Origin of the sequence: Streptomyces sp. NPDC096048, from assembly GCF_044763415.1 — a bacterium.
Taxonomy (GTDB): Bacteria; Actinomycetota; Actinomycetes; order Streptomycetales; family Streptomycetaceae; genus Streptomyces.
On record NZ_JBIWGG010000006.1, the window covers coordinates 477,782 to 502,402 of the forward strand.

19 protein-coding genes and 1 tRNA gene are annotated in these 24,621 nt (G+C 73.4%); 14 read left to right on the top strand and 6 right to left on the bottom strand.

Annotation, left to right across the window (positions count from 1 at the left end):
• Positions 1–20: 20 nt before the first annotated feature.
• The 5 genes from ACIQ6R_RS19400 to ACIQ6R_RS19420 all read right to left on the bottom strand — a co-directional run bounded on the left by ACIQ6R_RS19400 (position 21) and on the right by ACIQ6R_RS19420 (position 6,099).
• A complete protein-coding gene (locus ACIQ6R_RS19400) occupies positions 21–1,472 on the bottom strand; it encodes an RICIN domain-containing protein (RefSeq protein ID WP_404222595.1) in 1,452 nt (483 codons plus the stop codon).
• Positions 1,473–1,546: 74 nt separating this feature from the next.
• Entirely contained in the window at positions 1,547–2,980 is a 1,434-nt protein-coding gene (locus tag ACIQ6R_RS19405) for a hydrolase (RefSeq protein WP_404222596.1), read from the bottom strand.
• Between the two features lie 106 nt (positions 2,981–3,086).
• Entirely contained in the window at positions 3,087–4,565 is a 1,479-nt protein-coding gene (locus ACIQ6R_RS19410) for a DUF4157 domain-containing protein (protein ID WP_404222598.1), read from the bottom strand.
• Between the two features lie 230 nt (positions 4,566–4,795).
• Positions 4,796–5,089, bottom strand: coding sequence for a hypothetical protein (locus ACIQ6R_RS19415; protein ID WP_404222599.1), 294 nt, complete (start codon positions 5,087–5,089; stop codon positions 4,796–4,798).
• Positions 5,065–6,099 carry a hypothetical protein gene (locus ACIQ6R_RS19420; RefSeq protein ID WP_404222600.1) on the bottom strand — a complete coding sequence of 345 codons (1,035 nt, stop codon included), beginning with the start codon at positions 6,097–6,099 and terminating at the stop codon, positions 5,065–5,067. The genes ACIQ6R_RS19415 and ACIQ6R_RS19420 overlap by 25 nt, the downstream gene beginning before the upstream one ends.
• A 245-nt stretch (positions 6,100–6,344) precedes the next feature.
• Between ACIQ6R_RS19420 and ACIQ6R_RS19425 the strand changes: the two genes are divergently transcribed.
• From ACIQ6R_RS19425 to ACIQ6R_RS19485, 13 genes are all read left to right on the top strand, one after another.
• Positions 6,345–7,946: a phage tail sheath subtilisin-like domain-containing protein gene (locus ACIQ6R_RS19425; RefSeq protein ID WP_404176247.1), complete on the top strand. Its 1,602-nt coding sequence runs from the start codon at positions 6,345–6,347 to the stop codon at positions 7,944–7,946.
• A gap of 81 nt (positions 7,947–8,027) precedes the next feature.
• Positions 8,028–8,474 (top strand): phage tail protein, encoded by a 447-nt coding sequence (locus ACIQ6R_RS19430; RefSeq protein ID WP_053133134.1) that lies wholly within the window; start codon positions 8,028–8,030, stop codon positions 8,472–8,474.
• A complete protein-coding gene (locus ACIQ6R_RS19435) occupies positions 8,474–8,980 on the top strand; it encodes a hypothetical protein (protein ID WP_404222601.1) in 507 nt (168 codons plus the stop codon). Before ACIQ6R_RS19430 ends, ACIQ6R_RS19435 begins: the two co-directional genes overlap by 1 nt.
• Positions 8,977–9,135 carry a DUF6760 family protein gene (locus ACIQ6R_RS19440; RefSeq protein WP_167392550.1) on the top strand — a complete coding sequence of 53 codons (159 nt, stop codon included), beginning with the start codon at positions 8,977–8,979 and terminating at the stop codon, positions 9,133–9,135. Before ACIQ6R_RS19435 ends, ACIQ6R_RS19440 begins: the two co-directional genes overlap by 4 nt.
• Positions 9,136–12,417: 3,282 nt before the next feature.
• Positions 12,418–13,353 carry a hypothetical protein gene (locus tag ACIQ6R_RS19445; protein WP_404222602.1) on the top strand — a complete coding sequence of 312 codons (936 nt, stop codon included), beginning with the start codon at positions 12,418–12,420 and terminating at the stop codon, positions 13,351–13,353.
• Between the two features lie 93 nt (positions 13,354–13,446).
• Positions 13,447–13,869: a phage tail protein gene (locus ACIQ6R_RS19450; RefSeq protein ID WP_055417559.1), complete on the top strand. Its 423-nt coding sequence runs from the start codon at positions 13,447–13,449 to the stop codon at positions 13,867–13,869.
• A gap of 28 nt (positions 13,870–13,897) precedes the next feature.
• Positions 13,898–14,620: a LysM peptidoglycan-binding domain-containing protein gene (locus tag ACIQ6R_RS19455; RefSeq protein WP_404176255.1), complete on the top strand. Its 723-nt coding sequence runs from the start codon at positions 13,898–13,900 to the stop codon at positions 14,618–14,620.
• On the top strand, positions 14,620–16,533 hold the full coding sequence (locus ACIQ6R_RS19460; protein ID WP_404176258.1) for a VgrG-related protein: 1,914 nt from the start codon (positions 14,620–14,622) through the stop codon (positions 16,531–16,533). Before ACIQ6R_RS19455 ends, ACIQ6R_RS19460 begins: the two co-directional genes overlap by 1 nt.
• A gap of 85 nt (positions 16,534–16,618) precedes the next feature.
• On the top strand, positions 16,619–17,092 hold the full coding sequence (locus ACIQ6R_RS19465; protein ID WP_404176261.1) for a GPW/gp25 family protein: 474 nt from the start codon (positions 16,619–16,621) through the stop codon (positions 17,090–17,092).
• Positions 17,092–19,050: a putative baseplate assembly protein gene (locus tag ACIQ6R_RS19470; protein WP_404222603.1), complete on the top strand. Its 1,959-nt coding sequence runs from the start codon at positions 17,092–17,094 to the stop codon at positions 19,048–19,050. Before ACIQ6R_RS19465 ends, ACIQ6R_RS19470 begins: the two co-directional genes overlap by 1 nt.
• Positions 19,051–19,109: 59 nt before the next feature.
• A complete protein-coding gene (locus tag ACIQ6R_RS19475; protein WP_404176703.1) occupies positions 19,110–19,619 on the top strand; it encodes a phage tail protein in 510 nt (169 codons plus the stop codon).
• Positions 19,616–21,283 (top strand): NADase-type glycan-binding domain-containing protein, encoded by a 1,668-nt coding sequence (locus ACIQ6R_RS19480; protein WP_404222604.1) that lies wholly within the window; start codon positions 19,616–19,618, stop codon positions 21,281–21,283. The genes ACIQ6R_RS19475 and ACIQ6R_RS19480 overlap by 4 nt, the downstream gene beginning before the upstream one ends.
• A gap of 112 nt (positions 21,284–21,395) precedes the next feature.
• Entirely contained in the window at positions 21,396–23,057 is a 1,662-nt protein-coding gene (locus ACIQ6R_RS19485; RefSeq protein WP_404222605.1) for an alpha/beta hydrolase, read from the top strand.
• Positions 23,058–23,119: 62 nt separating this feature from the next.
• Here ACIQ6R_RS19485 and ACIQ6R_RS19490 read toward each other — a convergent pair.
• A tRNA-Thr gene (locus ACIQ6R_RS19490) sits at positions 23,120–23,193 on the bottom strand.
• 220 nt (positions 23,194–23,413) lie between these two features.
• On the opposite strand from ACIQ6R_RS19490, the gene msiK reads away from it, so the two are divergent.
• Positions 23,414–24,550, top strand: a complete 1,137-nt coding sequence (msiK, locus tag ACIQ6R_RS19495) for a diacetylchitobiose ABC transporter ATP-binding protein MsiK (protein ID WP_404222607.1) — start codon at positions 23,414–23,416, stop codon at positions 24,548–24,550.
• The last annotated feature ends 71 nt before the right edge of the window (positions 24,551–24,621 follow it).

A 24,621-nucleotide genomic window follows, 5' to 3' on the forward strand; every position in this document is an offset into this window, starting at 1 on the left:
CTCCGGCCCTCTTCTGCACGTCAGTCCTTCTTCACCGGGGCGATCTTCCATTCCTGGTCGCCGCTGCTCGTGCAGGTGGAGATCCGCAGCCGGGCGAAGAGGGGGCCGTTGGCCTCGTCCACGGCCAAGCACGTGTTGTTGCTGGCGAAGTTCCGGATCCAGTAGTCACCGCTCGGCTGCTTGTCGATCCACCAGAGCTGGTTGTCGGCGGTCGTGCCGTCGCAGTGGAACTCGGCCACGGGCGTTCCGACGGGCCTCGATCCGTACTCGCCCAGGTCCATACAGAGCTGGTCCTTGACGTTCCGGATCTGGAAGAGAGCCACGCCGGCGGGGCCCTTCTCGGCCTTCACCTCGAGGTCCCAGACCTGGTTGTCCCCGTCGGTGCCGTCGCAGACGGCCTGCTGGACGGGGCCGTTGATCTGCCCCTCCTCACGCCCGGGAAGCTCGGCGCACATGTCGCTGGCGGTGTTGCGCAGCAGGACGTTCTCGGCGGGCACCACGGGCTTCTTCTTCGCGGGCTTCTCGGGCTCCCCGCCACCGCCGCCACCGCCGCCCTTGTCTCCGCCGCCGTCGTCGTCGTTCTCGGGTTCCTCGGAGGCCGGCTGCTCGGGCGCCTTCGGCAGCTCGGGGGCCGACTCGGCCGCACTGGGCAGCGTCTCCGGACCGGCACTGGCACTGGGACTGGGCGCGAGCGCACTGCCCGCCTGCTCGATCTGATCCGTGGCACTGGTACGAACCTGCGGCTTGTAAGCGATCCAGATCATCACGAACGCGATCGTCAACGCCAGCGCGATACCGAAGAACGCCGCCAGCCAACCCGGCAGAAACCCACGCTGGACATACGTCCCCTCGACCTCCGTCGGCTCGACCCCCGACCGGCGCACCGCCAGCGTGTACGGCCGCTCCTCCTTCGACCCGAACCAGATGATCTGCCTCGGCTTCAGCGTCGTCTCCACGAACGCCGCCCGACCCGGCTCGATCTGCACATTCCCCGGCCGGATCTCGTACGACAGATGATCCCCGGTATCACTGCCCGCGACCGACGCCGTCACCTTCGTATTACCCAGGTTGTCCACCGCCAGCCTCGGCCGACCCCGGAACCGCCCCTTCACCGTCGGCGGCACCAACTCCGCCCGCACCTCCGTGAACGGCGTGATCGTCAGATTCCCCTCCGGAACCGTCACCGCGTCCGGATGCTCCGTCGGCGTGATCCGCACCGCATACGGATTCGGCCCCGCAGCCGCATCAGGCGTACGCGGCGGCGCGAAGGTCAGTTCGACGGTGCCGGTCGTCCCGGGGTACAGCCGTAGCGTCGGCGGCTCCACCGTCGTCCAGGGCGCGATGTCCCCGACGGGCTCGAACCGGTACTCGTCGACGACATCACCGGTATTGCGCACCCTCAGCCGCACACGCGTGCTGCTGCCGGGATCGACGGTGGCGGACGCGGGCTCCAGGGAAGTCCAAAGGCTCACACACCGACGCTACGCGTGTACCGATACGCCGTCAGGAGCCGGGAGGGCAGACCCGGTTGCCCCCGCGGGCGCGGTCACACGGTGAGACGGACGGCCTCCAGCCGAAGCTTCTTGCCCATCTCACTGCCGAAGTACCGCCAGTTCGCGGGCTCGGTGCAGCCCTGGTTCAGCCAGCCCCTGTTCTGCACGTGGGTGTTCGCGCAGACGGCGCCTTCGGTGGTCTTGATGGTGAAGCCTTCGAGGGCCGAGAGCGCCTCCTTGGTACTCCCGAGATACATGTCCTTGCCGTCGGCGGCACTCGCCCACTTGTCGCCGGTCGGCCAGCCCTCGACGACGTGGGCTCCGTTGCCGCTGGTGCCCCCGGTCCCGGACACGGCGATGTTGAGGGCCTTGATGGGCAGGTCCTTGCCGACCGTGCCGGCCTCGGCGCCGTCGCACACCGGCTCCTGCCAGCCCTGGTCCGCCACATAGGCGCGGTAGCAGATGTGCCGGCCCTCACTGCGCGCGGCGATCTCCCGCACGGCGGTGGCAGCGGTCCTGGGCTTCGGCGGCTCGGCCTTCTTCGACTCACCACCGCCCTTCTCCTCGCCGCCCTTGTCTCCACCGCCGTCGTCGTTCTCGGGTTCCTCGGAGGCCGGCTGTTCGGGCGCCTTCGGCACCTCGGGGGCCGACTCGGCCGCACTGGGCAGCGTCTGCGGACCGGCACTGGCACTGGGACTGGGCGCGAGCGCACTGCCCGCCTGCTCGATCTGATCCGTGGCACTGGTACGAACCTGCGGCTTGTAAGCGATCCAGATCATCACGAACGCGATCGTCAACGCCAGCGCGATACCGAAGAACGCCGCCAGCCAGCCCGGCAGAAACCCACGCTGGACATACGTCCCCTCGACCTCCGTCGGCTCGACCCCCGACCGGCGCACCGCCAGCGTGTACGGCCGCTCCTCCTTCGACCCGAACCAGATGATCTGCCTCGGCTTCAGCGTCGTCTCCACGAACGCCGCCCGACCCGGCTCGATCTGCACATTCCCCGGCCGGATCTCGTACGACAGATGATCCCCGGTATCACTGCCCGCGACCGACGCCGTCACCTTCGTATTACCGAGGTTGTCCACCGCCAGCCTCGGCCGACCCCGGAACCGCCCCTTCACCGTCGGCGGCACCAACTCCGCCCGCACCTCCGTGAACGGCGTGATCGTCAGATTCCCCTCCGGAACCGTCACCGCGTCCGGATGCTCCGTCGGCGTGATCCGCACCGCATACGGATTCGGCCCCGCAGCCGCATCAGGCGTACGCGGCGGCGCGAACGTCAACTCCACCGTGCCCGTCGTCCCCGGATACAGGCGCAGGGTCTGCGGTTCCACCGTCGTCCAGGGCGCCACATCCCCGACGGGCTCGAACCGGTACTCGTCGACGACATCACCGGTATTGCGCACCCTCAGCCGCACACGCGTGCTGCTGCCGGGATCGACGGTGGCGGACGCGGGCTCCAGGGAAGTCCAAAGGCTCACACACCGACGCTACGGGCGCAGGCGACGTCACGTCCCGGTCCGGAGGGCAGGCCGGGCGGCCGCGAGGGCCGGGCCGTCTGCCCTCACGTACCCGCGCGGACCGTTCTCACCTGTGGTGCCACTTGCTGACCGGCAGACCGTTCGGCACCTTGAGTTCGAAGGCTCCGCCGATCGCGGCGTCCAGTGCCGCGGCCGGTTCGTTTCCCGCTCCGAAGGCCGAGGCCGCCAACAGCTCCTTCAGTTTCGTGCCGGACCCCCGGAACGCATGGGCGCCCTTGAGCGCCTCACGCGCCCCGTCCGCGTCCATGTCCTTGTTCATTCGCTCCAGCAGATCCGCGGAGACCCAGCAGTCCGGGATGCTGTCCAGGTCCCACTCCGCGTACCAGTGCTTGTTGTTGAGCCAGTTGCGGTCGGGCACCTTGCCGTCGACGGCCACCAGGTAGAACGAGAACTTGATGTTGCCCAGCGATCGCCAGTCCGCGACGTTGGTGTTCGCGCTCACCCCTCCGGCCTTCGCGTTGTCGTATGTCGACATGATGTCCTGGAAGGTCGGCGGGGACTTCGGGTCATCGCCCGTGTAGTGGCGGATCGTCCACCGCTTGGCCAGCAGGCCCTGGGACGCGGTCTTACGGACGGCGGGAATCCTGTGCTTCTCGACGTCCTTGATGTGGGAAAGCATGTCGAAGTCCGCCTGTCCCTCACCGGCGGGGAACTGCTGCTTTCCCATGTACTGCATCAGCTCCCAGGCGTCGTCCTTGGAATGGCCCGACGCCTCCAGGGCGGCGATCATCTCCGCCGGGTTCCGGGCAGCGCGCAGCGCGTCGTCCCCGGCCCGCTGCACAGTGCCGCCGACCTCGGCCCCCGTGCTCCGCTGGACGGCCGTCTCCGTGCCGTCCGCCTGCTCCGAGACCCTGCGCTGGGCGACGACGGACGGGGCGGTGCCGGCCCCGGACATGAAGGCGTCGCTGTCGGTGTCCGCCGCCCGCTCGGAGCCCTGCCCGGGGTCCGTGACGGTGAGGCCGGCGCCGTGGTTGTTGCCCGTCTCGGGGATGCCCCGGATGTTCTTGTCGAGATGGCTGGCCTCGTGGACGAGGGTCTTCGTGTTACCGACGGCCTTCGGGCCGAGGAAGATGTGCTTGCCGACCGTCATGGCCTCGGCGCCCAGGGCCGCGGTGGCGCGCTGGGCTATCGGGTTGTCGTGCACCCGCCCCTCGGAGAGCCGGTCGTTCTGGAAGAACGGCTTCGCCTTGGCGAGGAAGGCCGCGGGCAGCGAACTGCTCGGCGTGTTCCTGGCGGCGTCGAGGAGGCTGCGCTGAGCCGTCGGGCCGGTGTCCTCCGCGGCTCCGTGCCCGCAGCCGGGCCCGTGCTCGTGCGGTGCCTCCCGGCGCTGCACGGTCGGTGCCGCGTGCCCGCACCCCGGGCCGTGCTGATGCCGCTCCGCCTCGACGGACCGGGCCACCGCCGCGTTCCCGGCCAGGCGCTGGAGGGTCAGCATCCGCTGGACGGGCGCGCTCGGCGCGGCCACCTGGCGGGCCGTCGCGTCCCGCTCGTCGGACGATCGGCTCCGCGTTCCGTGCGCGCGCACGACGCTCCCTTCGACACCGGACGGTTGACCACCCAGCCTTACCGGAGCACCCCCGCCTCCGGCAGGTCCGTGAGGGCAGCCTCGGGGGCAGACCGGTCGGGCACGGGAATCGCCGGCCGGCCCTACGGACAGGTCCTACCCGTCCCCTCCCCGGCACACCGCCGCGCCCCGGACCGGTCAGCCCCACCGGCAGGCCAACCCAACCGGCAGGCCAACCCCACCGACACGTCCTACCCGTCCCCGGCACACCGCCGCGCCTCGGACGCCGGCATCCGGATCACCACCGGGACGGGCAGCACGCCGTCCCGGACACCGGCGGCCACCGCGCCCCGCACCCCCTGCGTGTGCCGGCGCCGCACCCGCGCCACCGCCCGGAACTCCAGGGTGAACTGCACGAGCGCCGAGGTCTCCTTGGGCTTCTGGAGCGGGACGGTGCCGGCCGCGTTGCCCACCGTTCCGGCCGCGCCGCCCTCGCTGCCGACCCCGCCGGGCGCGTTGGTCAGGCCGGACTGCTCGACCCGCACCGGTCCGCCGCCGCCCGAGAAGCCCGCCGAACGGCCGTGCCGTGCCGCGCCGCCTGCCGGTGCTCCACGCCCGCGGGACGGGGGCCCTCCGGGCCGCTCTGAGCCACCGTCTCGAAGGTCATCGCCTCGCTCTCGCCCAGCGGCCGGGCGTCGAGCAGCCGCGCGTGCAGCTCGCAGTCGACGTCGCGGCCCTCGGCGCCGGAGATGTGCACCGGCGGCAGCTCGGCACCGGCGGACACCAGGAGCGGCAGGGCGGCCAGCAGCCACTCGGTGGAGACCGCCTCGCCGTGCGCGTAATGCGCGGCGCTTCCCGTACCGAGGCCGGTGCCTGCGTCGGCGCTCGCCATCGCCCGGCCGATCAGCGCCCGCACCTGCGGCGCGCCCCGGAAGCCGTCGGCCTGCGCCTCCATCGGCAGCCTCGCCCCCGCCGCCCGCCACGTGCCCAGCGCGGCCGGGTGGGCGCCGCTCCCGCCCGGCGCGACCACCGGCCGTCGCCCCGGAAGGCGCTCCTCGGGTACCGGAGTCACGTTGGCCAGGGCCGCCAGGTCCTTCTCCAGGGCCCGGTGCACCAGGACGCCGCCGATATCGACGCGGGCCACCTGCCCGTCGGCGGACCGCAGTTCCAGCTCGGCCTTGATCGGGACGCGCACCTTCACCGAGGGCGCCTCGCCCACGATGGCCCGCAGCCCGGTCTGTCCGCGCTCGGCGACGGCCCGGCTGGTGGCCTCGGAACGGCCGGCCGCCGGTCCGAGAACCCCGGCGCTGCGATCGGCGGCCGCCTCCCCGGACGACTCGGAGCCGGTGAGCACGAGGCCCAGACCGTCGGAGCGGCTCTCCTGGTGAGTTCTCGTACGCTGCGCGGCCGCCACCGTCGCGTATTCCATCTCGCGGTCGCCGCCCGACGGCCCGACGATCTCACCGGCACCGGTCCGCCGGATGTGGAACACGGCCCGGTACGGCTTGGCGCGGCGGCCGGGCCTGCTGCTGTTGCGGAGCAGTTCCACGGGCACGCCGCCGTCCTGGCCCCGGCGAGCAGGCCGGTGGCGCCGGCCGGGTCCAGGACGCGCAGCAGCCGCTGCACGTTGTCGAAGCGATCGGGGCTCTCACCAGCGGTCGGGCGCCCCGGCCTGCCCCAACGGGCACAGCCGGGGGCAAGGTCGGTGCCCCCACTCCGGCCCCCCAGGGCGTTTCGGGGGGAGCAACGCGCGCGCGAGGGTGAGGGGCGTCCTGTCTCGTACCCCGAGGAGAGCAGAGCATGCCGTCCTACCTGTCGCCCGGCGTCTACGTCGAGGAGGTGGCCAGCGGCTCGCGCCCGATCGAGGGAGTGGGCACCTCGGTGGCGGCCTTCGTCGGTCTCGCGCCGACCGGCCCGCTGAACGAGCCCACGCTGGTGACCAACTGGACGCAGTACGTCGCGGCCTTCGGTGACTTCACCGACGGGTACTACCTCGCGCACTCCGTCTACGGGTTCTTCAACAACGGCGGCAGCGCCGCGTACGTCGTCCGCGTCGGCGGTTCCGCCGAGGACGCCGCCGCCGGTTCGGACGGGACGTCCACTCCGGCCTCCGTGACGGGTACCGCCGCCCCGGCCGCGCTGCCGGCCGCCGAGCCCAGGCAGCTCGGCACGTTCGCGGTGACGGCCACCGCCGCCGGCCGGCACGGCCCGCTCTCCGTCGAGGTCGCCGACCCCGAGGGCGAGGGCCCCGCCGAGCGCTTCAAGCTGATCGTCAAGGACGGCGACAAGCCGGTCGAGACGTTCGACGTGAGCGCCAAGAAGGGCAACCGCTCCTACGTCGTCACCCAGGTGAAGGAGCGCTCGAAGCTCATCACCGTGACGGAGGCCGCGCCGACGGCGCAGCTCGCCCGCCCGGAGAACCAGAGCCTGACCCTGCCGGCCCCGCCGGCCGCCGCCCCCGCCGCCCCGGTCGAGAAGAGCGACAGCTCGCACCCCGGGCCGGCCCACTACCTCGGCGACTCCGCGGACCGCACCGGCTTCGGCGGCCTGGAGGCCATCGACGAGATCTCCATGGTCGCGGTGCCCGACCTGATGGCCGCCTACCAGCGCGGCGCGATCGACCTGGAGGCCGTCAAGGCCGTCCAGCTCGGCCTCATCGCGCACTGCGAGCTGATGGGCGACCGCGTCGCCATCATCGACCCGCCGCCCGGCCAGAACGCCCGTCAGATACGCGTCTGGCGCCAGGAGACGGCCGGCTACGACTCCAAGTACGCGGCCCTGTACTACCCCTGGATCAAGTCCTTCGACCCGGCCTCCGGCCAGTCCCGGCTGATCCCGCCGAGCGGGCACGTCGCCGGCATCTGGGCCCGCAACGACACCGAGCGCGGCGTGCACAAGGCCCCCGCCAACGAGGTCGTCCGCGGCGCCGTCGACCTGGAGCTGCAGATCACCCGCGGCGAGCAGGACCTGCTCAACCCGATCGGCGTCAACTGCATCCGCTCCTTCCCCGGCCGCGGCATCCGCGTCTGGGGTGCCCGCACCCTCTCCTCCGACCCTGCCTGGCGCTACCTGAACATCCGCCGGTACTTCAACTACCTGGAGGAGTCGATCCTGATCGGCACCCAGTGGGTGGTGTTCGAGCCGAACGACCACAACCTCTGGGCCCGCATCCGCCGCAACGTCTCGGCGTTCCTGGTCAACGAGTGGCGCAGCGGCGCCCTCTTCGGCCAGAGCCCGGCGGAGGCCTACTACGTCAAGTGCGACGAGGAGACCAACCCGCCGGAGTCGGTCGACCTCGGCCGGGTCATCTGCGAGATCGGCATCGCGCCGGTCAAGCCCGCCGAGTTCGTGATCTTCCGGCTGGCCCAGTTCTCCAGCGGCAGCGGGGAGCTGGAGGAGTAGGACACGCGCCCACCGCCGTTCCGGCCCCCTCTCCCCCCCGCCTCTCCCAGATCACCAGATCACTAGAAGGACAGCGAACACATGGCTCTCATGCCGGGTGACTCCCTCACAGCGAACAACTTCGGGCTCCAGATCGACGGTGTGATGGTCGAGTACCTCGCCGAGGTCAACGGCCTCACCCTCGAACAGGACGTCATCAAGTACCCGCAGAACAACAGCACCACCGGCAAGCACGAGACGGCCGTGCTCCCCGGTAACAAGAAGGACGGGCAGTGCACCGTCGTACGGGGCATGACCCAGTCGTCGTCGTTCACCCAGTGGATCAACGATTCCATGAACGGCCGGATGTCCACGGCGCGGAAGAACGCCTCCATCATCCTGATGGACTCCGAGGACACCCCGGTCAAGCGCTACAACCTGCGCAACGCCTGGTGCAGCAAGATCGACGCCAGCGCGGTGAAGGCCGGCGACACCTCCGCACTGACCGAGACGGTCACCATCGTGTTCGAAGAACTGGTCATCGAATAATGCGGCGTGCGGCTGTCGGGGCGCCCGCCGCGGCCCCCGAGGACCCCCAGACCGCGGCGGCGGGAGCGGACTTCCCCCGTTCGGCTCCCGCCGCCGCACCCACGGAGACACCTGCCGAGGCGGTACCGCGGCAGCAGCTGCGCACCGAGTTCCCCTTCGAGCTGCCGCGCGGCTACGTCGACGACTCGGGCACGGTCCACCGGGACGGTGTGATGCGCCTGTCGACGGCGCGGGACGAACTGATCCCGCTGCGCGACGTGCGGGTGCAGGAGAACCCGGCGTACCTGTCGGTGGTGCTGCTCGGCCGGGTCATCACCCGGCTGGGCACGCTGACGATGGTGCACGACGGGATCGTGGAGAACATGTTCGCCTCCGATCTGGCGTTCCTCCAGGACTTCTACCGTCAGATCAACGCGGAGGGCCACACCCGCGCGGCCGTTCAGTGCCCGCACTGCACGGAGCCCTTCGAGGTGGAACTCGGCGGGAGCCGCCTGGGGGAATCGTGACGTACGCGACCGACCGGCTGCACGAGGAGATCGCGTACGTCGCCTACCACTTCCACTGGAGCCTGGAGGCGATCCTGGATCTGGAGCACCAGGACCGCCGCCGGTACACGGACCAGATCGCGTCGCTCGTGACGCGTGGCGCGGCGGAGGGCTGATCGGTGGGATTCCTGGACCGGCTGCGAGGCCGTCGTGACGGGCTGCGGGACGGCGTCGGCGGAAGCGTCGCCGGGGGCGGCGGCGTCGACGGGGGCGGAGACACACCCCCGGCCGGGGCCGCCGGCCCGGGCCCGGGCCCGGGCGGGAGTACGGCGAGTGCGTCGCGTACGGCGAGTACGCCGAGTACGGCGCACACGGCGAGTACGTCGCGCACGGTCGCCGACCCCGCGCCCGTGGCCGTCGCCGCCTGGACGGGCCTGCCGCCGATCCAGCGGGCGACGGGGGACGTGCGTACGGGAGTCGCGGACGCCGGGTTCGGCGGTCGGCTGCCGACGTGGCAGAACCCGTCGTTCACGGGGGCGCCGTCCCCCGCGGTACTGAATCCGGCGGCCGGCGGCAGCATGCTGTCCGGCGCGTTCGGCGAGTCGGCGCAACCGGTCGCGGGACCCGCACGTCCCGCGCAGTCGCCGCAGTCGGCGTCGCCGGCCGGCGCGGCTCCGGTGCGGCGGATGCCGGTCGCGCCGCTGCGGGCGATACCGGCGGCGACGGCGCCGACCGCGCCCACGGCACCCGGGCCGACCGCTCCGCCCGCGACGGTTCGCGGTGCCGCGTCCGCTACACCGGCCGCGCCGGTCCAGCGGGCGCGCCCCGCCGGACCGGCGCCGTCCGCGGCACCGGCGAGCACACCGGCCCAGGGCTCCCGCGGGGTCCGCGTGTCACCGGTGCCGTCCGCCGCGCCCCGCCCCCGGCAGTCTCTGACCAGGGCCCCGTCCGGGTCTGCGGCCGTGCAGCGCCGGGCCCTGCCCGCGAGCCGCCGGACCACCCACACCCTGCCGGACTCCTCGGGAGCGGCACCGTCGTCGCCGGAGGGTGACCGAGCAGAACCCGGCGCGGCCACGGGCCCGGCCGCCTCCCCGGCCCGCCCCTCCGGCCCCGGAGCGGCCACACCCACGGCGCCGACGGGTCCCACGGCGCGAACCGGTGCCGCACGCACGGCGTCGACGGGTCCCACGGCCACGGCACGGTCCGGCGCCACACCCACGGCGCCGACCGGTGCCACGGCCACCGGTGCTCCGGTGCAACGGGCGGCCCGACCGCACCAGCAGCCGCCGACCGGCACCGACACCCCGACGACGACCGCGTCCGGGGGCGACGCCACGTCCGGCCTCCCGGTACAGCGCGCCGTGGTCCGCCCCGGCCCCGCACCGGCCGCCGGTGCGCGGCACGCCGCCCCGACGTCCACACCCGCCACTCCCGGCGCCGGCCCGGCACCCACACCAGCCGCTCCCGGTGACGGAACGGCAACCGGCACCCCGGTACAGCGGGCGGTGCCACGCCCCGGCCCCGCACCGGCCCCCGGTGCGCGGCACGCCGCCCCGACGTCCACACCCGCCACTCCCGGCGCCGGCCCGGCGACCGGCACCCCGGTGCAGCGGCCCGGCACCGCCCCGACCACCGGCGTCCGGCACACCACCCCGGCCTCCGCCTCCACGGCTTCCGGCGACGGCACGACAGCCGGTACCCCGGTGCAACGGGCCGTACCGCGGCCCATCTCCGCACCGAGCAGCGCGCCCGGCCAGGCACCGGCCCCCCGCACCGGCCCCACCCGCGGGGCCAAGCCCGGCAGTGGCCGCCGGAGCCCCTCGCCGGAGGCCCCGGGCGCGCCGGTACAGCGCGCCGTACCGCAGCCCGGCCCCACCGCGGCCACCCGCGCCACCCCCCGGCCCGACCCCGCCCCGCCCGGCAACCGGGCAACGCCCGCACCCGGCGACGGCACGGCGACCGGAACGCCGGTGCAACGGGCCGTACCGCGGCCCGGCTCCGCACCGAGCGGCGCGCCCGGCGAGCCTCCGGTACAGCGGACGGTGCCCCAGTCCTCCACCGGCACGCCCCCCAGCAACCCCGCGCCCAACGCGGCCTCGCCCAAGGGCCGTTCGGGCACCACAGCCGAGGGCACCACCAGCGACCTCCCGGTACAGCGAGCAGCGGCCCAGCCCACCGCCGGCGCGCCCGCGCCCACCACCGGCACCTCGCGCTCCGGCCGGACACCGGCGGCGGCGTCACCGCCTGCGACGCCGTCATCGACGACGACAGAAGCCACCCCGCCCGCCGGCCGTCCGGCGCCCCCAGTCGCAGGCAGTGCGACGGCCGGCGCCCCGGTCCAACGGGTCATGCCTCCGCTCAACCGCCCCGCCGCAACCGCCAACCGGGCACCGGCCGCACCCGACCGCGCCGCAGCCTCCGGCACCCCGATCCAGCGAGCGGTCCCTTCACCCGGCCGCGCCCCCGCGAGCCCCGGAAAGCACGACGCCGGTCCCGGCGACGCGGCACCCCGCAGCGCTTCCAGGGCCGACGCGGCACCCCGCAGCAGCGCCCCCCGAGCAACCGCGGCCCCCGGCACCCCGGCCCACCCGGCGTCCACGCCCCCGCCGGTCCAACGAGCGGCGGCCCGGACCACCCCCGTACCTGCCCCGGGCAACGACGCGGGCACGCCCACCCCGCCCCGACCGCCCGGCACCGGCCTGCCGTCGAGCAGCCCCACGGTCAAGGGAAGCGGCTCGAACGCCCCCGGAGCCCCCGCCTCCCGCGGCACCGGCACCGGCACCGGCACCGGCACCGGCAACGCGACCGAGGCACAGCGGCCCCTGTCACCTCCCGCCGCCCCCGGCCGCCCCACCACCCCGACCGGCGTGCAGCCCCCCGTCCAACGGCAGGCGGCCACCCCCGCCCAACCGAAGACACCGCCCCCCACGCGGTCTTCGCAAGCCCCGCGGCCCTCACCGGTCCGCCGCGCCCACCACACCCCCGCCCCGGCCGCCCCCGGCACCGCACCGCACCCGCCCACCGACCCATCCTCCGCGGCCTCGCACACGGCGCCGCCGCCGGTGCAGCGCGCCACCGACCGGTCGGCCGAAACACCGAACACAGCCGCCGCCGGCCCGACTTCCGCCGCCGGCCCGACTTCCGCCACCGGCCCGACTTCCGCCACCGGCCCGGCGTCCGCCGCCCACCGCGCCGCCCCTGTCGACGCCGCGCCGCCCACCGTCCAGCGGTCGCTCCCGGGGAACCCCCGACCGTCCGCCGCCGTGCCCCTCTCCCGGCCAGGGAACGAGAAGCCCGGCGCCGCCAGCCCCGCGCACCCGGTGCAGCGCGGCGTCACGCCCCGGCCAGGTCTGGGCGCCCCCACCTCGTCCAGGCAGGCCACCGCCGTACGCCCGTCCACGGAACCCGCTGCCGCCCCGCACGCACACCCGGCCCCCGGCCCGGCACCGTCCGCCCCCGTGCCGGTCCAGCGAGCGGCGGCCCCGCGCCGCTCCCCACTCGGCGCACCCCTCCACGCCCCGCCGGCCGACACCACGCCACTCGCCGAGCGGTCACCGGCGCCGACACCGGCCCACAACACCCCCCGCACCCACGGCCCCACACCGCCGCCGGTCCAGCGGACCACCGCCCCGAGCACCACCACCCCCACCTCAACAACCCCGCCCTTCGTCAGAGCCGCCCCGGCGTCACCCCCGCCGTCCCCGCACCGCGCCACAGCCATCGGTCCGGCCGCCCCCGTACCGGCGGCCCCAGGCACCCCCTCCCACGCGCCCGCGCCCGCCCCCCTCCACAACACTCCGCCCGTCCAGCGCTCCACCCGGCCCACGCCCACGCCCACCAAGGCCGTACCCCTGCGCCGGCCCACGCCCCCGGGTGCCGCCGCGACCCCGCTCCCCGTGGCCTCCCTCACGCCGCCCACCGCGTCACCGCCCGGCCCGCCGCACCCCGTCAGCGCACCGGCGACGGACGCCGACGCCGCCGACGCCGCCTCCGCGCCCACCGTCCAACGCCTCCTCGGGCGCCGTACCGCCACCGGTGCCCTCGCCGCCCACGCGGCGGCCACCGTGTCCTCGGCCCTGAACCGCCTGCTGCCCCCGACGCCCCGGCAAGCCCCGGCCGACCCGCCGCCGCCATACAGTCCGCCGGAGTCCCAGAGCGCGTCGCCGCCCGGCAACCCGCCCCCGTACTCGCCGAGTCAGGCCTCCTCGGCGCAGGAGGACCCGCCCCCCGCGTACACGGCGGTCCCGGCCGGCGGGTTCGACCCGCGCGAGCTCACCGAGTTCCAGCTGGACGAACTGGTGCACCGGATCATCGGCCGCGTCACCCGCCACGTCCGCACCGAACTGCGCATGGACCGCGAACGGATCGGCAGACTCCGCGACCCCCGCCACTGACCGGCCCGCCCGCTCCCTCCGCGCACCTGACACACGTGACACACCTGACGCACCTGACGCACCTGAGACACCCGACAGAAAGGCCCACCCCCGATGCCCCGCCAGGACCCGGGCTCCACGATCTGGTTCACCCTCACCATCGACGGCGAGAGCCTCGGCTACTGGAACGGGTGCGAAGGCCTGTCGTCCCAGGTGGAGATCGAGCAGCGCCAGGAGGGCGGCAACAACGGGTTCGTGTGGCAACTGCCCACCCGCGTCTCCTTCTCCAACATCCGGCTGACCCGCCCCCTCACCCCGGACACGGCCAAGGTCGCCAAGTGGATCTCCTCCGTCCAGACCGGGATCAAGCGGCCGACCGCGCAGATCTCCGCCCTGCGCGCGGACGGGTCACTGGTCGCCCGCTGGGGGCTGATCGACGTACTGCCCGTCAGCTGGCAGGGCCCCAGCCTCGACCCCGGCAACCCGGCCGTGGCGAACGAGGTCCTGGAAATCACCCACCACGGCTTCACCGACTGACGGCGCCGCGGAGCAGAGAGGAAGACCCATGGCAAAGAGCGGCAAGGGCGCCGGCAAGAGCCTCGTACGCGCCAACCTGGCCATCCACGAGCCCCCCACCGGCACGACCACCACACCGGGCGCGCTGATGCGTACCTTCGCCTTCGAGTTCAACCCGGCCCAGCTGTCCCTCACCCAGCGGACCCAGTGGAACGCGACCCCGACGGCGGCCGTGCGCAAGGCCGCGAAGCCGCAGTTCATGGGTGCCGAGCCGCGGGAGATGACCCTGGAGATCTTCCTGGACTCCTCCACCAAGCCGGGCGGCAACACGGTGCTGAAGAAGGTCGAGTCGCTACTGCGCTGCTGCGAGGTGACCGCCAAGAGCCTCGCCTCCGACCAGCCGTCGCCGCCCTGGGTGGTCTTCGAGTGGGGGTCGTTCTCCACGGCCCGGTTCACCGCGTACGTCGCGTCCATCGAGGCGTCGTACACCCTCTTCGGCACCACCGGCATCCCGATCCGGGCCACCTGCCAGGTGCACCTGGTCGAGATCCCCGGCCCGACCCGGGGACAGAACCCGACCTCCGGCGCGCTCACCGCACAGCGCGTGCACCGGGTCGTCGCGGGCGACTCGCTGCAGTCGCTGGCCTGGCGGGAGTACGGCAGTGCCAACGCGTGGCGGGCGATCGCCGAGGCCAACGGCATCGACGACCCGTCCCGCCTGCCGACCGGCACCGAACTCATGCTGCCCGCCGCCGAGGAGGTGCCGCACTGATGGTGCGCCCCGCGTTCTCCAGCATCGTCCAGGTCCGGATCGGCGCCGCGAAGCTGCCCGACGACATCGCCCTGATGCTCGTCGACGGCTGGGTCGACCAGGGCATCGGCGTGCCCGCCGCCTTCCGCCTCACCTTCCGCGACCCCGACCACCTGGTCCTCGGCAAGCTGAGCGTGCAGTTCGGCACCAGGGTGGTCATCACCCCGGTGGCCGACGGCCAGGGCGTCGGCAAACCCCTGCTGACCGGCGAGGTCACCGCCATGGAGGCCGACTACGACGGCACCGGCAGCTACACCGTGATCCGCGGCTACGACTTCGGGCACCGCATGATGCGCCAGCGCCGCGTGGCCGCGTACCGCAACCAGAAGGCCTCCGACATCGCCCGCAAACTCGCCGCCATGGACGGCCTGTCCATCGGCCGGATCCAGCCGACGAAGGGCGCGTACGGGTTCATCAGCCAGTCCAACGTCACCGACTGGGACTTCCTGGCCCGGCTCGCCGACGAGAACAACATGGTGATGTCCGTGGACGCCAAGGGGAAGTTCCGGTTCGTCAAGCCGAACCCGTCGGCCGGCGCACCCTCCCCGAAGACGGACGGCGACAAGAGCGCCTTCGTCCTCCAGGCCCGCCACGACATCCTGCGGCTGCGGGCCGCGGTGACCGCCGCCGACCAGGTCGGCAAGGTCGAGTCGCGCGGCTGGAACGTCACCACCAAGAAGAAGATCACCGAGATCGCCCCCGCGATGACCGACCCGGGCGTCACCATCGGCTCCACGCCGGGCGAGGCGGCCGGCAAGTTCAAGGCCGCCAAGCTCGTCGAGACCGCCAACCCCTACGACAAGCAGGACGAGGTCCGGCACGCCGCGCAGGCCCTCGCCGCCGACGTCACGTCCTCCTTCGCCGAGCTGGAGGTCGCGGTGAAGGGCAGCCCCGACCTGCGGCCCGGCGTGCCCGTGGCGCTCAGTGACGTCGGCAAGCCCTTCGAGGGCAAGTACACCGTCACGTCGGTGCGCCACCACTTCGGCGACAGCGAGGGCTACCAGTCCTGGATCACGGTCAGCGGACGCCAGTGGCGCTCCCTGTACGGGCTGGCCTCGGGCGGCGGCGGTGGCGCCGACCCGACGAGCGCGTCCCGGCTGCCCAGCGTCGCCAACGCCCTCGTCACCGACGTACAGGACCCCCTCAAGCAGGGCAGGGTCAAGCTCCAGTTCCCGTGGCTGGACGACACCTACGTCAGCGACTGGGCGCGCAGCGTGCAGATGGGCGGCGTGGGCGGTGGCGGCGTCTTCCCCATGGACGTCGGCGACGAGGTGCTCGTCGCCTTCGACCGGGGGGCGCTGGACCACCCGTTCGTGATCGGCGGGCTCTACAACGGCCGGGACCTGCCGACCAAGGTCGACGTCCCGCTGCACGACGGTCTGAAGAAGAAGGCCGTCCGGCACACCCTGTCCGACCGCCAGGGCAACCGCGTCGACCTGCTCAGCCAGCGGACCGGCGGACGCAAGCAGGGCGTCCGGATCGCCAGCGGGAACGACAGGCTGACCATCAACCTCGACCGCACCAAGACCGAGATCACCATCGACAGCGCGGGCTCGGTCAGCATCACCGGCAGCCGCTCGGTGTCGGTGGAGGCGGGCATGAACCTCACGCTGGAAGGCCGCCGCTCGGTGACGATCAGAAGCGGCGGGCCGCTCACCATGGAGGGCAAGGGCATCGTCAACCTCAAGTCGCTGGGCGGCGTGGTGGCGGTGAACGCGCTGGGCGGCGCCCTGAACCTGACGTCGGCCGGCGCCGCGACCCTCACCGCCACGGGCCTGGCGACGATCACGGCGGCCAACACGAAGATCACCGGCGCCAAGCTCGACCTGTACGGCGGCTTCTTCGTCAACGAGATCAAGTACCCCTTCGGATGACCGGACGACCGCGCCGGCGCCCGGGGCCCCCAGGGTTCTCCGGGCTCGCCGGCACAAGGAAACGGGAGAGGCAGGTGGCCCTCTGATGGCCGAACAGTTCGTCGGCTCCGGCTGGTCGTTCCCGCTGCGCATCGGGCCCACCGGCGGCATCGCCCTGGTCAGCGGCGAGCGGGAGATCGAGGAGGCCATGCAGCTTGTGCTGGCCACCGCCCCGGGCGAGCGGCCGATGCGGCCCGAGTTCGGCTGCGCCATCCACGACCTCGTCTTCGCCCCGGTCAACGAGCAGACCGCCGGCCGCATCCAGCACGAGGTGTACACCAGCCTGGACCGCTGGGAGCCGCGCGTCGAGGTCCACGAGGTCGAGGTCAGCGCCGGCACCGACCAGAGCGTCCTCTACATCGACGTGCGCTACTCCATCCGCGGCACCAACAACCCGCGCAGCCTGGTCTTCCCGTTCTACGTCATCCCCTCCCACGACGAGCCGGACCTGCCCGACGGTCCGGCCGGTCCCGCGGGCCCGACGGGCTCTCTGACGGGCTCTCCCGAAAGCGATCGCTGATGTCCCTGCCCTCCCCCAACCTCGACGACCGCCGCTTCCAGCAGTTCGTCGACGACGCCAAGCGCTACATCCAGCAGCGCGCCCCGGAGTGGACCGACCACAACGTCTCCGACCCCGGCGTCACCCTCGTCGAGACGGTCGCCCACATGGCCGACCAGATCGTCTACCGCCTCAACCGGGTGCCGGAGAAGAACCACCTCGCCTTCCTCGACCTGGTCGGCATCACGCTCTTCCCGCCGTCCGCCGCCCGCACGGACGTCACCTTCTGGCTGTCCGCGCCGCAGGAGGACGCGATCCTGGTCCCGGTCGGCACCGAGGTCGCCACCCTGCGCACCGAGCGGGACGAGGCGGTCGTGTTCTCCACCGTGGGCGACCTGACCGTCGTACCGTGCTCGCTCGGCCACCTGATGGTGCAGCACCGCGGCGAGGCCGTCACCGACCGGACCACGGACCTCGCCGAGGGCAAGGACCTGATGTGCTTCTCCGAGGCGCCGGCCCCCGGCGACTCCATGCTGATCGGCCTGACCGCCGCCACCCCGCACTGCGCGCTCGCCCTGGAACTCGACAGCCGCGTCGACGGCGTCGGCGTCGACCCCCGCCAGCCGCCCCTGGCCTGGGAGGCCTGGACCGAGGACGGCTGGCAGCCCTGCGAGGTCGACCGGGACGGCACCGGCGGCCTCAACCGCCCCGGCGACATCGTGCTCCACATACCCGGCGGGCACGTCCTGTCCCGCAACGGCGGCCACGAGGCCGGCTGGATCCGCTGCCGGGTCACCGACCCGCTGCCCGGCCAGCCGTTCTACACGACCTCGCCGACCATCCACTCCGCCGAGGCCTACACCATCGGCGGCACCACCGGCGCCATCCACGCCGAGACCGTGTACGACGAGGCCCTCGGCGAGTCCACCGGCCTGCCCGGCCAGCGGCTGCGGCTCGAACACGCCCCCGTGGTCGCCGACGACCCGCCGGTCCTCCTGCAGACCTCCGACGACGAGGGCTGGCAGGACTGGCAGGTCGTCCCGCACTTCGCGGGCTCCGGCCCGCACGACCACCACATCACCCTCGACGCCGCCACCGGCCAGATCGCCTTCGGCCCCGCCGTCCGCGAACCCGACGGCACCCTGCGCCAGTACGGCACCGTCGCCCCCAAGGGCGCCGCCATCCGCGCCCGCCGCTACCGCACCGGCGGCGGCAGGGCCGGCAACGTGGCGCGCGGCGCCGTACAGGTGCTGCGCACCTCCATCCCGTACGTCTCCGAGGTCGTCAACCGCGAGGCCGCCCGCGGCGGCGTCGACGGCGAGACCGTCGAGGAGGCGAAACTCCGGGCGCCGATCACCCTCCGCGCCCAGGAACGCGCCGTCACCCTGCGCGACTACGAGGAACTCGCCCGCCGCGCCGCCCCCGAGACCGCCCGCATCACCTGCCTGGAGGGCGAGGAGGGCGAGCACGGTGCCTACGCCGTCCGCGTCCTGGTCGTCCCCCAGGCCGTCCCCGACCCCGGCGGCCGGCTCCGCTTCGAGCAACTCGTCCCCGGCGACGCCCTCCTGGGCCGCATCACCCGCCACCTCGACGAACGCCGCCTCATCGGCACCCGCCTCGCCGTCGGCCCGCCCTACTACCAGGGCGTCACCGTCGTGGCCACGGTCCACGCCTTCCGCGGCGTCGACACCGACCGCGTACGCCGCCAGGCCCACGACGCGCTCTACCGCCACCTCGACCCGCTCACCGGCGGCGCGGACGGCAAGGGCTGGCCCTTCGGCCGCCCCGTGCAGACCGGCGAGGTCTTCGCCGTGCTGCAACGCGTCCCCGGCGTGGAACTCGTCGACGAGGTCGTCCTGCACCCCGCCGACCCCCTCACCGGCAAGCGCGGCGACCCCACCGACCGCATCGACCTCGGACCGCCGTCCCTGGTCTTCTCCTTCGACCACCGGGTCCGAGTGATCGGGGACGGCGCGTGACGGCCGCGTCCCACCGGGGTTCCGTCGACGGTCTCGGTTCCTCGCTGCCCATCGGCTCGATGCTGCCGGCCGTCTTCGCCGACGACGACCTCGCCCAGCGCTTCGTCGGCGGCCTCGACGACGTCCTCGCCCCGATCCTGAACGTCCTGGACTGCCTGGACACCTACTTCGACCCGGCCCTCACCCCGGCCGACTTCGCCCAGTGGCTCGGCTCCTGGGTCGGCGCCGAGACCGACGGCACCGAACCCGAGGACCGGCTGCGCGCCGCCGTCGCCGCCGCCGCCCGCCTGCACCGCGTACGCGGCACCCGGCGCGGTCTGTCCGAGGCGGTACGACTGGCGTTCGGCGTCGAGCCCGACATCACCGAGAGCGGCGGCGCCGACTGGAACGCCCGCCCGATCGGCCCGTTCCCCGGCACCCCGCGCCCCCGCCTCCACGTCGCCCTCCGGCTGCCCGACCCGTCCCCGGCCGACACCCATCGCCTGGACACCCTGGTCGCCGCCGCCCGCCCCGCCCACATGCCCTACACGGTCGAAGTGACCGCCTCCGAAAGGACCCCGGAGAGATGACCACGCAGAACTGCGCCGAGTGCGGAACCCGCGCGGAACCGGGCCAGTCCTTCTGCGACGCGTGCGGTGCCGTACTCCGCTGGGACCAGGCCGGCACCCGCACCACGCAGCCCGCGGCCTCCTCGTCCGACCGGGGCCCCGGCTGGGACGCGTTCTCCCGCCCGGGCCCCGGCGGTACGGGCGTGCCCCCCGCCCGCACCGGCCGCGCGACGCCCGCCCACGGCGGCCCGGACGACGACGACACCGAGGAGACCCCGGCGGTACCCCGCCCACGCCACCCGGCGGACGCGACCGGACCCGACGCCCCGGAGGCGAACGGCGCCGGACGTCGCGACACCCACAGGGCGCCGGGCGCGCCGGGAACGTCCGGCGCCGGAAACACGGCGGGCGCGGCGGGCGCCGCAGGTGCCGCAGGCGCCGCGAGTACAGCGGGTGCCGCCGGTACCGCGGGAGCGGGAGGCGCCGCGGGCACCACCGGTTCCGCGGGCTCGGCCGCGACCTCCGGTACCGCCGGCTCCCCCGACGACACGGCGACGACCGGGCCGACGGGCACCCACGGAAGCACGGGCGGCCCCGGAAGCACGGACACCCCCGAAGGCACGAGCACACCCGGAAGCGCGGCCACCCCTGGACGCACCAGCACCCCCGGAAGCGCGGGCACCGCCGGAGGCCCCCGCACCTCCGACGTGGACGAGACCGCCCCCACCACCCCGATGGCGTCCGCCCCGGCCCCGAACGCCCCGAACGCCCTCACCGACACGATGTCCGACCGCGCCCGCTCCCTCCTCGTCCCCGTCGCGGACCCGGAGGCCCACAGCCCGGCCCCGCCGCCCGCCGTCGCCCCCGTCCTGCCCGGCCGCCCCGACGCGGACCGCCCGCAGGTACGCGCCCCCGGCCACCAGCAGGACATCGCCAACGGCCCGCCGTGCCCGTGGTGTTCCACCCCCAACCGCCCCGACCGCCACTACTGCGCGCGCTGTGCGATGCCCCTGGTGCGCACCGGCGAGGACGGCACCGCACCCGGCCCCTGGTGGCGCCGCCTCTTCGGCGGCCGGCGCAGCGAGACCCCCTGGGCCGGCGACCGCCCCCGCCTGCGCCGCGTCTTCGACCGCATCGGCACCTGGATCACCGTCCTGGTCGTCATCACCCTGGTGGTCCTCGGCTTCGTCTACATCCCCGACGGCGTCCAGGCCACCCGCGACCACTTCGCCAAGCGCGCCCCGGTCTCGCCGGACCGGATCACGGCCTCGCGCTCCTTCACCGGCCACAAGCCGGAACTGCTCATCGACAAACTCAGCAACACCTGGTGGGGCCCGGGCATCTCGCAGTCCGGCCAGGGCGAGTGGATCGAGGTCAGCTTCACCGAGCCGACCCGGCTGCTCGACCTGATCATCACCCCGGGCACCTCCACCAAGCCCGACCAGCTCAACCAGTCGGCCCTGCCGCACCGGGTGAAGGCGACGATCACGACGAAGGACGGCAAGACCACGACCCGCGACCTCACCCTGGACCAGGGCGCCGGCGGCCAGCGACGCCCCTTCCGCGTCGGCGAGGTCACCAAGGTCCGCTTCACCATCGAGTCGGCGCACGCGGCCTCCGCGAAGAAGCAGGTGGCCATCGCGGAGATCGAGTTCTTCGGCCCGTCGAGCGCCAACCGCGCCTGACCCGGCCCCGGAACACCTGGAAAACGGTCTCCGCCCGGCACCGGCGGAGGCCGTTTCCGCCGAATGGACGCCACGCCGCGCGCTCCCGGACGGCCCGCCGGAGCCTGAGGCCATGCCCTCCGCACGAGCGATAGCCACCGCTGCCCTGCTGGCCACCGCCACCCTGCTCTCCTGCTCCCTGACGGCCTGCGCGCCGACGGCGCGGGACGGCGGCCGGGGCGGTGACGGCGGCGGCACGGCAACCGGCGCACAGGACGCGGACCGCTTCCGCGAGCAGTCCCTGGACTGGAAGGACTGCCCCGCCCCCTCCCCCGTCCAGGGCGGCGGCGAGGCCCCCGCGCCCCTCCCCGACGGCACCCGCTGGCAGTGCACCACCATGCGGACGCCACTGGACTGGAAGAAGCCCTCCGGGGAGTCGATCGGCATCGAACTGATCCGGGCCCGCGCCGGCGGTGACACCGACGACCGGATCGGCTCGCTGCTCTTCAACTTCGGCGGCCCCGGCGGCTCCGGAGTCACCACCCTGCCCGCTCTCGCCCCCGACTACGAGAAGCTCCGTTCCCGGTACGACCTGGTGAGCTTCGACCCGCGCGGCGTCGGCGACAGCCGGGGCGTGCGCTGCCTGGACCCCGACGCGGCCGAAGAGGCCGAGGACGAGGTGGACGGGACCCCGGACGACGGCGGCGACGAGACCGACGCGCTGGTCGAGCTCAACCGGTTGACGGCCGCCGCGTGCGAGAAGAACTCCGGCGACGTCCTCCCGTACGTCGGCACCACCGAGGCCGCCCGGGACATGGACCTGATGCGGCACCTCCTCGGCGACGAGAAGCTGCACTACTTCGGGATCTCGTACGGCACCGAACTCGGCGGCGTGTACGCCCACCTGTTCCCCGGGAATGTCGGCCGTGCCGTCCTGGACGGCGTCGTCGACCCCACCCGCGACAGGGTGGAGGAGGCCCTCGGACAGGCCGGAGGGTTCCAGCTCGCCTTCGAGCACTTCGCCGCATGGTGCGTCGAGCAGCGCTGCACGCTCGGCGAGGACACCGAGGCGATCGTGGACGCCGCCGTGGAACTGGAGGCGGACCTGGACGAGACGCCGCTGCCCACCTCGGACGGCAGCGAGCTGGACGGCGACGAGGTGCTCTCCGCGATCACCGGTTCGCTCTACAGCCGGTCCTTCTGGCCCGCGCTCCTGGTCGGCCTGGAGGCGGTGACCGACGGCGACGGCGACGTCCTGGCGGACCTGGCGGAGGCACTCGGACAGCACGGCACCGGCGGCGACAGCGACGACACCACGGACGAGAACACGGACGACCCCGCGGACGAAAGCAACGAGAACGACGCCTTCAGGGCGATCACCTGCGACGACTCCAGCGACCGCTACACCGTGGCGGACGTGGAGGCCCGGATGCCCGAGTTCGTCGAGACGTCCCCCCTGTTCGGTCCGGGCCTGGCGTGGAGCGCGCTCTCCTGCGCCGGCTGGCCGGTGCCGGGAGAGGCCCACCACCCCGAGGTGAGCGCGCCGGGCGCCGCGCCGATCATGCTGGTCGGCAACACCGGCGACCCCGCCACCCCCTACCGGGGCGCCGCCCGCATGGCCGAGGCGCTCGGCGAGGGCGTCGGCTTCGAGCTCACCTACCGCGGCGAGGGCCACGGCGCCTTCGACAGCGCGAACGCCTGCGTGCGCGATGCCGTCCACGCGTACCTGCTCGACGGGAAGCTCCCGGGGAGCGGCGCGGTGTGCGAGCCGGAACCGCTGCCGGAGGGCAAGTAGTACCCGCGTCACCGCGTGAAGCCCTGCCGTCCGGTGGACGGCAGGGCTTCATCTCGCTTCCGAGCCCCCTGTCGGATTCGAACCGACGACCTTCGCTTTACAAGAGCGGCGCTCTGACCAGCTGAGCTAAGGAGGCACTCGCGCGGCGGCGCGCGGAGGCTGCTCCACTGTACACAGAGCCGGTGAACGATGGGATTCGAAAATTTCGGCGAAGTTCACAGGTCCACAGGTACTGACAGACCAGGTGAACGCCAGGTACCGTCTCGCCCAGCTTCACCTGTGTGGACTACACCACACCACCTTCCTACAACGGATCGTCCGGCACGTTCCTGCCGGTAGAAGGGGGCCCATTCACCATGGCCACTGTTACGTTCGACAAGGCGACCCGCGTCTACCCGGGTTCCACGAAGCCCGCCGTCGACGGTCTCGACATCGACATCGAGGACGGCGAGTTCCTCGTCCTCGTCGGCCCCTCCGGCTGTGGCAAGTCCACCTCGCTCCGCATGCTCGCGGGGCTCGAGGACGTGAACGGCGGCGCCATCCGCATCGGCGACCGCGACGTCACGCACCTGCCGCCGAAGGACCGGGACATCGCCATGGTGTTCCAGAACTACGCGCTGTACCCGCACATGACGGTCGCCGACAACATGGGCTTCGCGCTCAAGATCGCCGGCGTCAACAAGGCGGAGATCCGGCAGAAGGTCGAGGAGGCCGCGAAGATCCTCGACCTCACCGAGTACCTCGACCGCAAGCCGAAGGCGCTCTCCGGTGGTCAGCGCCAGCGTGTGGCGATGGGCCGCGCGATCGTGCGTGAGCCGCAGGTCTTCCTCATGGACGAGCCGCTGTCCAACCTGGACGCCAAGCTGCGTGTCTCCACCCGTACGCAGATCGCCTCGCTCCAGCGCCGCCTCGGCATCACCACCGTCTACGTCACCCACGACCAGGTCGAGGCCATGACGATGGGCGACCGCGTGGCGGTCCTGAAGGACGGTCTGCTCCAGCAGGTCGACAGCCCCCGCAACATGTACGACAAGCCCGCCAACCTCTTCGTCGCCGGCTTCATCGGCTCCCCGGCCATGAACCTGATCGAGGTCCCGATCACCGACGGCGGCGTGAAGTTCGGCAACAGTGTGGTGCCGATCAGCCGCGAGGCCCTGCAGGCCGCCTCCGACAGGGGCGACCGCACGGTCACCGTCGGTGTCCGCCCGGAGCACTTCGACGTGGTGGAGCTGAACGGCGGCGTCTCCAAGGCCCTGTCGAAGGACGCCGAGGACGCCCCGGCGGGCATGGCGGTCTCCGTGAACGTCGTGGAGGAGACCGGCGCCGACGGCTACATCTACGGCTCGGTCGACGTCGGCGGCGAGAGCAAGGACCTCGTGGTCCGCGTCAGCAGCCGCGCGGTGCCGGAGAAGGGCTCGACCGTCCACGTCGTGCCGCGCCCGGGCGAGGCCCACGTCTTCTCGTCCTCCACGGGCGAGCGCCTCACCGACTGAGAAACCACGCGGCCGGGTGAATTCACCCGCGTTGACGAAAAGAGCCCCGCGGCCTGCTGCGGGGCTCTTTT

What these genes read in the sequence shown, in the direction of transcription:
- ACIQ6R_RS19425 (WP_404176247.1), top strand. Translation starts at nt 6,345, where the DNA reads ATGCCGTCCTACCTGTCGCCCGGCGTCTACGTCGAGGAGGTGGCCAGC.
- ACIQ6R_RS19430 (WP_053133134.1), top strand. Translation starts at nt 8,028, where the DNA reads ATGGCTCTCATGCCGGGTGACTCCCTCACAGCGAACAACTTCGGGCTC.
- ACIQ6R_RS19435 (WP_404222601.1), top strand. Translation starts at nt 8,474, where the DNA reads ATGCGGCGTGCGGCTGTCGGGGCGCCCGCCGCGGCCCCCGAGGACCCC.
- ACIQ6R_RS19450 (WP_055417559.1), top strand. Translation starts at nt 13,447, where the DNA reads ATGCCCCGCCAGGACCCGGGCTCCACGATCTGGTTCACCCTCACCATC.
- ACIQ6R_RS19455 (WP_404176255.1), top strand. Translation starts at nt 13,898, where the DNA reads ATGGCAAAGAGCGGCAAGGGCGCCGGCAAGAGCCTCGTACGCGCCAAC.
- ACIQ6R_RS19460 (WP_404176258.1), top strand. Translation starts at nt 14,620, where the DNA reads ATGGTGCGCCCCGCGTTCTCCAGCATCGTCCAGGTCCGGATCGGCGCC.
- ACIQ6R_RS19465 (WP_404176261.1), top strand. Translation starts at nt 16,619, where the DNA reads ATGGCCGAACAGTTCGTCGGCTCCGGCTGGTCGTTCCCGCTGCGCATC.
- ACIQ6R_RS19470 (WP_404222603.1), top strand. Translation starts at nt 17,092, where the DNA reads ATGTCCCTGCCCTCCCCCAACCTCGACGACCGCCGCTTCCAGCAGTTC.
- ACIQ6R_RS19475 (WP_404176703.1), top strand. Translation starts at nt 19,110, where the DNA reads ATGCTGCCGGCCGTCTTCGCCGACGACGACCTCGCCCAGCGCTTCGTC.
- ACIQ6R_RS19480 (WP_404222604.1), top strand. Translation starts at nt 19,616, where the DNA reads ATGACCACGCAGAACTGCGCCGAGTGCGGAACCCGCGCGGAACCGGGC.
- ACIQ6R_RS19485 (WP_404222605.1), top strand. Translation starts at nt 21,396, where the DNA reads ATGCCCTCCGCACGAGCGATAGCCACCGCTGCCCTGCTGGCCACCGCC.
- msiK (WP_404222607.1), top strand. Translation starts at nt 23,414, where the DNA reads ATGGCCACTGTTACGTTCGACAAGGCGACCCGCGTCTACCCGGGTTCC.